A 9,787-nucleotide genomic window follows, 5' to 3' on the forward strand; every position below is an offset into this window, starting at 1 on the left:
GGGTATCGATATTTGATTTGTGGTGTGGCGACTGGCGGGCTATAAAACAGCCCAGCGTCCACCGAGCAGAGACAATGAACCCCTTCGAAGACATGCGCCTGTTTTGCCAGGTCATGGAATCCGGCAGCTTCACCGCCGCCGCCGAACACCTTGGCCTGTCCAAGCAATTTGTCAGCCGCCGCCTGATCCAGCTGGAAGAACGCCTGGGCGTACGCCTGCTCAACCGTTCTACCCGCCGCCTGGACGTCACGCCGCTGGGCCAGAGTTACTACGAATCGGCCTTGCGCCTGCTCAGTGAAGTCGAGCAAGTGGAGCAGGGCATCTCCGGGCAAAACACCGAGCCCCGCGGCACCATTCGCTTGAGCGCGCCGTTGTCGTTTGCCATGGCGCATTTGGGCAGCCTGTTGCCGCTGTTTTTGCAGCGCTATCCCCACGTGTCGGTGGAAGTCGACCTCAGCGACCGCCCCGTCGACCTGATCAGCGAAGGCTACGACCTGGTGCTGCGCATCGGCACACTTGAAGACTCCACCCTGATTGCCCGCCGCATCGCCAGCGTACAGCGCGTCTACTGCGCCAGCCCCGACTACCTGGCCCGATGTGGCACCCCGCAAACCCCGGAAGACCTCGCCGAGCACGCGTGCTTGCCCTATGGCCACAGTCGCCAAGTGCAATGGCGTTTTATGGTGAAGGGCAAACCGTTGGTGTTGAATGTCAGCGGGCGCATGCGCGTGAACAACGGTGAGTTGCTGCGGGACTCGGCAATCGCCGGGTTGGGCGTTACCTACCTGCCCACCTTTATCGTCGCCGAGGCCCTGCAAGATGGGCGCCTGGTCACCGTGTTGGAAGACTTTGCCCCTGAAGCCCTGGCCCTGTCGGCGGTGTTCCCCCAGCATCGGCAAAGCTCACGGCCGGTGCAGGCGTTGATTGAGTTCTTGCGTGAAAGCCTGACGTTGGCATAACTCCGGTTATTGATTGCTGGTTGGATACTTATAGATTGATCAGCGATTCTAAATAAATGCTAAGGAAACTCCTACGTGTCAGCCCGGTGGTGAAGTTTATATTTTCCGGACTGGCATCTTTGTTGAGTGATAGAGGGTGTCAAGTGTCAATAAATTAGAAAAAATCATAAGTGAGTTAGTTTATGAAAAAAATAATAGCGCCGATTTTACTGTGTGCCGCCTGTGCGGTTTCTTCTTTGTCTGCTACCGCGAACTCTGGGATTAGTATCAAGCCATATCCCATGCCTGCCGTGACAACCACAACGACAAAATTTCAGCAGAGTTGCACCAAGAATGTGGGCAATGCTTATTACGCTGGCGGCATCTTTTATCAGCCGCAATTTAGAGGGACGGCGTATGGGATGGTGACTCGCTCGTCGACGGGGCACAAAACAGTCAAGGTGACTGGGTATAACATTTATAAACATTATATTAAGCAGAATGCCGGTAACAAGGCCAATCTGAACCTCAGTATTGACAGTGGAAGCCAACACAAATCTGCGGATAACCTGAAGCAGCACACGAATTGGGGGACTATTGACTCGATCGATCTCTCACGTACGGCTGTGAATGGGCGGACGGCGAATTTTCAATTCATTTTTGATAAGAGTGGTAACGATCCGAGTTGCACTGCCACCCTCGCGCTATAACTGAATAAAGACCCGATGGCAGTGGCGCAGCTTGATGATATTCATTTGGATAAGTTTATCTCGCTCATAGAGATCACCAAGTGCTATCAGTTGGGCGGCAAACTGTGTCATGTGCTTAAGGGCACCTCGCTGTTTATCGGCGCCAAGGAAAGTTGTGCGATCCTTGGCGCATCGGGTTCAGGCAAAAGTACATTGCTTAATATACTTGGCCTGTTGGATCTGCCTGACAGCGGTCAATACCGGTTTGCTGGCCACGATGTACTCACGGCGTGTACTGATCAACTGGCTGCGCTGCGAAACCGGCAAATCGGTTTTGTTTTCCAGAATTTCAACCTGATTGCGCGGATGACGGCGCTTGAAAATGTCGCCCTTCCCCTGAGCTACCGCGGCGTTGGTCGCCGTGAGGCCTTGTTGCGTGCAAAGGCGATGCTCGAACAAGTCGGGCTCTGCGATCGGTCTGCCCATCGTCCTGCGGACTTGTCGGGTGGCCAGCGCCAACGCGTGGCCATCGCTCGCGCATTGGTGGGGCAACCTTCTCTGATCCTGGCTGATGAGCCCACCGGTAATCTCGATCACCAGACGGCCCACGACATCATGGACCTGTTGTTGTCACTCAATCGGGAGCACGGGACCACCTTGGTCGTGGTCACTCATGATCCCGCTATCGCACGGCGCCTGGATCGACAGATTCGCGTCATCGACTCAGTTGTACAGGAGGACCGGCAGTGCCTTGCGTGAACACGGTGGCCGGGCAGGGAATCGTTGAGCTGGTTCGCGATGCCGGCTTGAGCCTGCGTGGCTTGGGCAAGCGATCGATTCTCGCGCTGGCGGGTATTGTCATGGGCAGCGCTTCGGTCATTGCCTTGATCAACATCGGCAATAACGCCGCTCAAGAGGCTGAAGCAATCTTCCAGGGCATGGGGGTCGACACACTGCTCGTTCGGCTTCCTGATGTACCGGGCATTGGGGCGAACCTGCACGTTGATAGCGCAGGCCTGCGCTCGATAGTTCCTCATCTGCGCAGCGCTGCACCCATTGCGCAAACCGGTACGGAATTCGTGTTCAAAGGACGCAGCCTGAACGCGACGTTGGTTGGCAGCACGGCACAGTTGGCTGATGCCATGGGGCTGGAGTTGCAGGTGGGACGTTTTTTGTCTGACTTTGACTCGCGTGCAACCTACGTGGTTGTCGGGCACCAACTGGCCCAGGTGCTGGCGGCAGAGGGCAGCCCATTGTTTGTGGGCGATCACCTGCGTCTCAACGATTACCTGTATCAGGTCATTGGCATCTTGCAAGACCGTGCGGACGGGTTGATGGCGCCCGTCAGAGCCAGTTCGTCATTGATTATCCCGCTGGCAGGCATGCGCCGTGTTGACGCACAGGCACAGGTGGATGAGCTGATTATCCGTGCCACGACCGACCAGGACATGAACGCGTTTTCGGCCGCTGTGCGTAAGGCGTTATTGTCGGTAGTCGGGCCGCACGACGTCGACATCATGATTGCCCAGCAAATGATCGAAGGGATGTCCCGCCAGAACCGCACCTTCAACTACCTGCTGATGGCGCTCGCCGGTGTTTCCCTACTGAGCGGCGGAGTGGGGGTGATGAATGTGATGTTGGCGAATGTTGCCCAGCGCCGCCAGGAGATCGGCGTGCGCATGGCGCTGGGGGCTCGTCGCCGGGACATTCGCTATTTGTTTTTGCTGGAAGCGCTGTCGCTGACAGCCGTGGGCGCGGTGTTGGGTGCGCTGCTGGGTGGCCTGTGTGCCTGGGCGTACTCATCCTTGTCTGGCTGGAGTTTTTCCCTCGCCGCGTCATCGCTGGCGTTGGGGATGGGCAGTACCCTGCTGGTGGGCCTGTTTTTCGGGTTATACCCCGCCATGGCGGCCGCCAGGCTGCAACCGGTGGAGGCCTTGCGTGAAGAGTAAGGGCCCGGTGGTACTGGCTGTGTTCCTTGGCTTATTGAGCCCGGCGGGACACGGCACGCTGCAACATTATGACGGGGTCAGTGCACCCAGCTTGCCGGGCAGTTTCAGCCTCTCCCTTGGTGAGCAGATGACCCGCCTTACCCTCGGCGAAGCGATTTTTCTGGGCTTGCGCAATAACCCGAGTATCCGTAGCGGCTACTTGCAACGCGTCGCAGAAAAATTCGATCTGCAGGTCGCCGAGGATGCCTTCAAGCCCAGGTTGACGCTGAAAAGTACCTACCTCAATACACGGGGTAGCGAAGACCGCACGCGCAACGCTGAGCTTTCGCCCCGCGCTGATTTGTTGGGCGAGTACGGTACCCGCCTGAGCCTGGGTTGGACCCGACAGATGAATACCTCCGAACAGGCGGCCCGGATGCGCAGTGACGGCCTTGAGCTGGCGGTGATCCAGCCGCTGCTGCGTGGCGCCGGGCGTGAGGTCACGACTGCGCCCCTGCGCCTGGCCAGGCTATCGGAGCAGGCGCGGCGTCTGAACCTCAAGGCCAGTGTTGCCCAGACCGTCAGTGGGATCATCACCACGTATAGGGACTTGCTCCATGCCCAGGAGCAACTGAGCATCGTCGAGCAGGCACTCCAGCGTACTCATTCTTTGCTGGAGGTGAATCGGGCGCTGATCCGGGCGGGCCGCATGGCCGAGTTTGATGTGGTACAGACCCAGGCTGATATCGCCGCCCAGGAGTTGGGCGTCGAAGAGGCACACAATCAGTTGCAGCGCAGCCGTGTTGCGCTGCTGCGACTGCTGGCCCTGGATCTGTCGATGCCGATACAGGCCAGCGAAGTGTTGGACGCGCCCCAGACCCACATTGACCGCCAGCAGGCGCTGCAGTTGGCGCAGGTTCAGCAACCGGAATACCTGGCGACCTTGCTGCAAGGCCAGCAGGCGGAATTGAACCTGGTGATCGCCAAGGACCAGTCGCGCTGGGACCTGTCGCTGGTGGCGGGGGCCAATCAGAGGGTCGACCGCCATGACACCGGCGCAACCCGGCGCTGGGATCGCTACGCCGGTGTGCAGTTGGAAATTCCCCTCGGCGATCGCAGCGTCTATCAGGCCGAGGTGCAGGCGCGGGTCAATCAACAGACCCAGGAAATCGCCCTGGCTGATGCGCGCCAGGCCCTCGATGCCGAGGTCACCACGGTGGTGCGCGAACTGGGCACTTTATGGCGCCAGTACGAAATCGCCCGGCGCTCTGTCGACCTTTCACAACGCAAGCTGGACATCGAACGGGAAAAGCTTGGCGCAGGACGCTCCAGCAACTTTCAGGTCATCAGTTTCGAAGGCGATTTGCGTAACGCACAGAGTGCGCGGTTGGGTGCACTGATCGCTTATCTGAATGCCCAGACCCGCCTGGAGTTGACCCTCGGCATGACGTTGGAGAGCTGGGAGATTGCCCTCAATGATGATTAAAAACTCCGTATCGCGACAGCTACTGGTGGGCGGTGCAGTTCTACTGGCGATGGTGACGGGCGGGCTGATCTTCGGCGCAGGCACGCCTGGCGTCAGCGCCGGATCGGATGCGAATTGGCTGGCGGTACAACCGGGTCCGCTGGTACGGCAGATCGCGCTGGCGGGCCGGATCGAGGCTCATCACACCGTCATCCTGACGGCGCCGTTTGACGGCAATGTACTGATCAAACAGGTGGAGGAGGGCCAGCAGGTGACTGCCGGGCAAGTCTTGTTGAGCATTGATCCGGCGCAGGTCCAGACGCAGTTACGTGAAGCCCTGGCTGTACAGCTCAAGGCTCGGCGTGCGGTGCGCGAGCTTGAAGAGTGGGACAACGGTGGTGCCGTGGTGCGCGCGCGCCGCGCAGTGCGCACCGCCCAGATGCTGATGAGCAACCTGACCCACAAGCTCGAGGAAAGCAGCCAGTTGTTTGACCGCGGCATCATTGCCCGCAACGAGCTGGATGACTTGAAACAGCAGGTTCAGATGCAGCACCTGGAGCTGGCTGCCGCGCACGGTGAACTCAAGCAAGTGCTGGAGCAGGGCACGGGTGAACATCGCCAGATCGCTGACATGGAACTGACTAACGCCACAGTCAAGTATGAGGCGTTGCAACAGTTGCTGGCTGGCCGCGAGGTAATGGCGCCGTTCGATGGTGTGGTGCTCCCGCTGCCCGCCTCACAGGGCGCTGAGCCTGGAGCGCCGCCGCCTTTACAAGCCGGCAGCAAAGTTGCGCAGGGCCAGCCGTTATTGAGCCTGGCTAACATCGAGCAGCTGAAAGTCGTGGCAAAAGTCTCGGAGCTGGACGTTAATCAACTGCGTCCGGGGCAAGCCGTCGAAGTGCTCGGTGATGGCTTCGAAGGCGAGCGTTTGAGCGGTTCTGTGTTGGGTGTCAACGGCCTGGCCTTGGCTGACGAAGGTGCCTCCAGGTTTGCGGTGACGCTGTCGATTGCGCGGCTCACGCCCGAGCAGCTACAGCGCGTACGCTTGGGCATGAGTGCCCGTTTGACTATCGTCACCTATCGCAATGACCAGGCGCTTGTCGTCCCACCCGCGGCCATTGCGCAGGAGGGCGACGTGCACCGCGTAGCCTATCGCAAAGACTTGTCGCAGCCGGAGGAAAACCTGGTGGTCACCACCGGGCAAACCACCGTGCAAGGGGTTGAGGTGTTCGGGCTGCCGCCGGGGTTTGTGCGCATTCCGAAATTGCTCAATTAGCTGTAGGAGCGAGCTTGCTCGCGAAAAGCGTGAGAGCGCCGCTGGGCGCCAGGTACCCAGCATCATCAGATCACATAAAACCCATGTGTTCCGTCGCGAGCCAACTGGTCCACCAGGCCGAACTCCCAATCCAGGTAGGCCTGCATGGCTTCCCTTGGGTTGTCGGTGCCTTCGTACGGGCGGCGGTAGCGGTCGATGCGCGGTGAAGCGAGGCGGGTTTCGCCTTCTTCCAGGGGCAACTGCGCGGCGATCCAGCTGGCGGTGCCGCCCTCCAGCAGGAACACCGGTTTGCCGGTCAGCGCTTCGACTTCCGCTACCGCGAGGCGCGCCAGTTGGCTGCTGCCGCAGGTCAGTACGTAGCGTTCGGCAGCAGGCACCTTGCGCAAGGCTTCGGGCAACTGCCCGCGCAACGCCCACCAGGCACCGGGGATATGGCGCTTGACGTAGTTGGCGCTGGCGGTGAAGTCGAGTACCACGGTGTCGCCATGGGCCTGCCATTCGGCGAGTGTCTGGGGGCTGATCAGCTCGGCCTGTGGCGGCGCCGGAACAGGCGCGACCCACGCACCCTGTTCGCTGAAATCCGCAGGTTGCAGGTCATCCAGCACATACACGTCCCAACCCAGCTGTGCGAGCCAGGAGGCAGACATATTGGCGCGCACGCCGTCGTCATCTGCCAGTAGCAGCCGAGCGCCGCGCACGCTGGCGACGTGATCGGTTTCCTGCACCAGTTGGCCGCCCGGTGTGGAGCGCGAGCCGGACAGGTGGCCGGCGGCGAATTCTTCCGGGGTGCGTACGTCGAACAGGTAAGTGGTGCGTGCGGCTTCCTGCTGCCAGCGTTGCAGGTCGGCGAGGGTGGCGCGACCTGCGCGGGCTTTGTCGGCGACTTGGCGGGCGTCTTTGGCGGCGATCTGACGGTGTTCTTCTGAAGTCGGCGCAAAACGTCTAGCCTGGCCGTGTTGCAGTTTTTGCCCGGCGAGGGTCCAGCCGATGGTGCCGTTGCGCAGGGCCGACACCGGGTTGGCGATGCCGGCATTGATCAGCGACTGGGTGCCGATGATGCTGCGGGTACGCCCGGCGCAGTTGACGATAATGCGGGTGGCCGGGTCCGGTGCCAGCTCACGGGCGCGCAGCACCAGTTCGGCGCCGGGCACGCTGATGCCGGTGGGAATGCTCATGGTCTGGTATTCATCAAAGCGGCGGGCGTCGAGCACCACCACGTCGGCGTTACTGTCGAGCAAGGCCTGCACTTCTTCAGCCGCGAGGGACGGCGTGTGGCGCTGGCTTTCCACCAACTCGCCAAAGGCCTTGCTCGGTACGTTGACGTCGATAAACAGCTCGCCACCGGCGTTGCGCCAACCGTCCAGGCCGCCTTCCAGCAGGCTGACCTCGGTATAGCCGAGGGCCTGCAAGCGCTGGGCAGCGATCGGCGCCAGGCCTTCGCCGTTGTCGTAGACGGTCACGTGGGTGTCCAGGCGCGGAATGCGTGAGTACGCCTCCAGCTCCAGTTTCGACAGCGGGATATTCGCGGCGAACAATGGGTGGGATTCAGCGAAGGGCGCTTCCTCACGCACATCCACGAGGGCGACTTCTTCATGGTCCAGCAGGGCCTGGCGGATCTGGGCGAAGCTGCGGCTCGATACAGTCATGGGGCAGGGCTCTCTTTGGACAGGGCGTCTTTGGACAAATCCCAGATGTTCGGGAGAAAAGCGTTGGAATAACCGGAGATAAACAGTTTCTCGCTGCCGTCCGGTTGGTACACGGCGCGGCGTACGGCACCGATGTTGGCGCCGTATACATGAATGCTGATGGACACCTGGTCGCTGAACGCATTGCTGACTTGATGGATGTCACCGATCTTTGGCGACACCGCTTCCACCTGGCCGGGTTCGAGCTGGATGCGCTTGCCGTCGGCGACCAGTGCGCCCTCGGAGTTACGCTCAAAGCCCTGGGAATACTCGGAGCCGCGCAGCATGCCGATCAGCCCCCACACGCGATGGTCATGGATCGGCGTGGCCTGCCCCGGCCCCCACACAAAACTGACGATGCTGAAGCGCTGGCGCGAATCGGCGTGCAGCAGAAATTGCTGATAACGCTCGGGGTTGGGTTGGGCAAACTCGTCCGGCAGCCAGTCGTCGTGGCTGACCAGTTGCGCCAGCAGCTTGCCGCCGCGGTGCAGCAGGTCGCCTTCGCGAGGGTTGCCGTCGATCAATTCCGCCAGGGCGCCAATGAATGCTCTGAGTCTCTCCGGGTGTCGGGCCTGGGTCATGACAATTCCATCGTGGGTGGTTCAGGGTGATGGCTTTATCTAAGCATAATGTTTGATCTTAATATGCTGTCTTTTAATGATTAGGTTATAGCTGAAAGTAATTTAGAACCGGCCTGAGTCGCGTGGGTTGTTATCGATCAGCCCGGTGGCCTATCCAGCTACCGGTAATGGAACTATGCTTTTCACACATTTTAATGACTGTTCTCTATGTGCGGCCCAAATGAAAATTGACGATATCGATGCCTTTGTCGAAGTGATTCGTTGCCAGTCCATCAGCCATGCCGCCGAGTCATTGCAGCTGACCCAGCCGGCCATCACCCGTCGCGTGCAGAACTTCGAGCAGGCGCTGGGGGTGGAGTTGTTCGACCGTAACACCAAGCCGCTCAAGCCTACCCTGATCGGTACGCGGGTGTATGAGCAGTGCCGTTCGATCCTTCGGGAAATGGACGCCCTGCGCGAACTGGTGGCCACCGATTCGCCGCCCACCGGTGTGCTGCGCCTGGGCGTGCCGCAGACCATCGGCGACGTGGTGTTGCTGGATGCCCTCAAGCACCTGCGCGGTGAGTTTCCCGAGCTGCGGGCGCAGGTTGCTACCGGTTGGGGAAGCCAACTGGTGGGCAAGATCGAGCGTGGTGAGCTGGACGCGGCGGCGGCGCTGTTTCCGGCGGGCAAGATATTCCCGGATAACATCGTTGGCGAGTCTCTCGGCAAGGTGGAATTGGTGGTGGTTTGTGGCACGGGCCAACTGCCCAAGAAGCCCTGCAAGTTGGCGGACGTGTACCAGAATGGCTGGATCCTCAACCCGGATGGCTGTGGGTTCCGCGCCGGGTTGCAACGTACCTTGGCGGATCAGGGGCTGGCGTTGCGGGTCAATCTGGAGACCTTTGGCACCGAGTTGCAACTGGGGCTGGTGGCTGACGGCCTGGGCCTTGGGCTGGTGCCACGGCCGTTGCTGGAGCGCAGTGTCCATCGCGATCAATTGGCGGTCATGCCGTTGAAGGACTTCAAGCCGGTGATGGACTTGTGGCTGATCTATCCGCATTTTCTTGGCAACCTGCAAGGGCCGGTGGATGCGTTTGGCAAGCTGGTGGCGGGGTCGTTGCACAAGGTTCGTAATGCGGCTTGAGCCTGCAACCTTAGCGGTATCCACCGAGGGGAGGGGGCATATCCGTTTCTTCGGTTATGGCAGCTATTGGTTCCGCTCTTACAGCGGCTCACTTTTGAA

General features: G+C 60.3%; 9 protein-coding genes. 7 read left to right on the plus strand and 2 right to left on the minus strand.

The features are described from left to right. The first annotated feature begins 74 nt into the window (after positions 1 to 74). The 6 genes from SNL23_RS19800 (at position 75) to SNL23_RS19825 (ending at position 6,296) form a co-directional block, all read left to right on the plus strand. A complete protein-coding gene (locus SNL23_RS19800) occupies positions 75 to 959 on the plus strand; it encodes a LysR family transcriptional regulator (RefSeq protein WP_318303197.1) in 885 nt (294 codons plus the stop codon). Positions 960 to 1,141: 182 nt separating this feature from the next. Beyond that, positions 1,142 to 1,648 carry a hypothetical protein gene (locus SNL23_RS19805; protein ID WP_318303198.1) on the plus strand — a complete coding sequence of 169 codons (507 nt, stop codon included), beginning with the start codon at positions 1,142 to 1,144 and terminating at the stop codon, positions 1,646 to 1,648. A gap of 21 nt (positions 1,649 to 1,669) precedes the next feature. Beyond that, on the plus strand, positions 1,670 to 2,386 hold the full coding sequence (locus tag SNL23_RS19810; RefSeq protein WP_412104242.1) for an ABC transporter ATP-binding protein: 717 nt from the start codon (positions 1,670 to 1,672) through the stop codon (positions 2,384 to 2,386). Beyond that, positions 2,383 to 3,576 (plus strand): ABC transporter permease, encoded by a 1,194-nt coding sequence (locus SNL23_RS19815; protein ID WP_412104243.1) that lies wholly within the window; start codon positions 2,383 to 2,385, stop codon positions 3,574 to 3,576. Before SNL23_RS19810 ends, SNL23_RS19815 begins: the two co-directional genes overlap by 4 nt. 58 nt (positions 3,577 to 3,634) lie before the next feature. Further along, on the plus strand, positions 3,635 to 5,041 hold the full coding sequence (locus SNL23_RS19820) for a TolC family protein (RefSeq protein ID WP_318303207.1): 1,407 nt from the start codon (positions 3,635 to 3,637) through the stop codon (positions 5,039 to 5,041). Next, complete coding sequence (locus SNL23_RS19825; protein WP_318303200.1) at positions 5,031 to 6,296, plus strand: efflux RND transporter periplasmic adaptor subunit; 1,266 nt, start codon at positions 5,031 to 5,033, stop codon at positions 6,294 to 6,296. Before SNL23_RS19820 ends, SNL23_RS19825 begins: the two co-directional genes overlap by 11 nt. Before the next feature lie 65 nt (positions 6,297 to 6,361). Here SNL23_RS19825 and SNL23_RS19830 read toward each other — a convergent pair whose 3' ends face one another. Continuing rightward, positions 6,362 to 7,942: a rhodanese-related sulfurtransferase gene (locus tag SNL23_RS19830; protein WP_318303201.1), complete on the minus strand. Its 1,581-nt coding sequence runs from the start codon at positions 7,940 to 7,942 to the stop codon at positions 6,362 to 6,364. Further along, positions 7,939 to 8,562 (minus strand): cysteine dioxygenase, encoded by a 624-nt coding sequence (locus tag SNL23_RS19835; RefSeq protein WP_318303203.1) that lies wholly within the window; start codon positions 8,560 to 8,562, stop codon positions 7,939 to 7,941. Before SNL23_RS19835 ends, SNL23_RS19830 begins: the two co-directional genes overlap by 4 nt. 220 nt (positions 8,563 to 8,782) lie before the next feature. Between SNL23_RS19835 and SNL23_RS19840 the strand changes: the two genes are divergently transcribed. Continuing rightward, positions 8,783 to 9,688 (plus strand): LysR family transcriptional regulator, encoded by a 906-nt coding sequence (locus SNL23_RS19840; RefSeq protein WP_318303205.1) that lies wholly within the window; start codon positions 8,783 to 8,785, stop codon positions 9,686 to 9,688. Positions 9,689 to 9,787 lie beyond the last annotated feature (99 nt).

Origin of the sequence: Pseudomonas sp. SED1, from assembly GCF_034044025.1 — a bacterium.
Classification (GTDB): domain Bacteria; phylum Pseudomonadota; class Gammaproteobacteria; order Pseudomonadales; family Pseudomonadaceae; genus Aquipseudomonas.

Bases quoted from the DNA above. Each gene is read 5' to 3' on its own strand.
- SNL23_RS19840 (WP_318303205.1), top strand. From the start codon at position 8,783: ATGAAAATTGACGATATCGATGCCTTTGTCGAAGTGATTCGTTGCCAG.
- SNL23_RS19835 (WP_318303203.1), bottom strand. From the start codon at position 8,562: ATGACCCAGGCCCGACACCCGGAGAGACTCAGAGCATTCATTGGCGCC.
- SNL23_RS19805 (WP_318303198.1), top strand. From the start codon at position 1,142: ATGAAAAAAATAATAGCGCCGATTTTACTGTGTGCCGCCTGTGCGGTT.
- SNL23_RS19825 (WP_318303200.1), top strand. From the start codon at position 5,031: ATGATGATTAAAAACTCCGTATCGCGACAGCTACTGGTGGGCGGTGCA.
- SNL23_RS19830 (WP_318303201.1), bottom strand. From the start codon at position 7,942: ATGACTGTATCGAGCCGCAGCTTCGCCCAGATCCGCCAGGCCCTGCTG.
- SNL23_RS19800 (WP_318303197.1), top strand. From the start codon at position 75: ATGAACCCCTTCGAAGACATGCGCCTGTTTTGCCAGGTCATGGAATCC.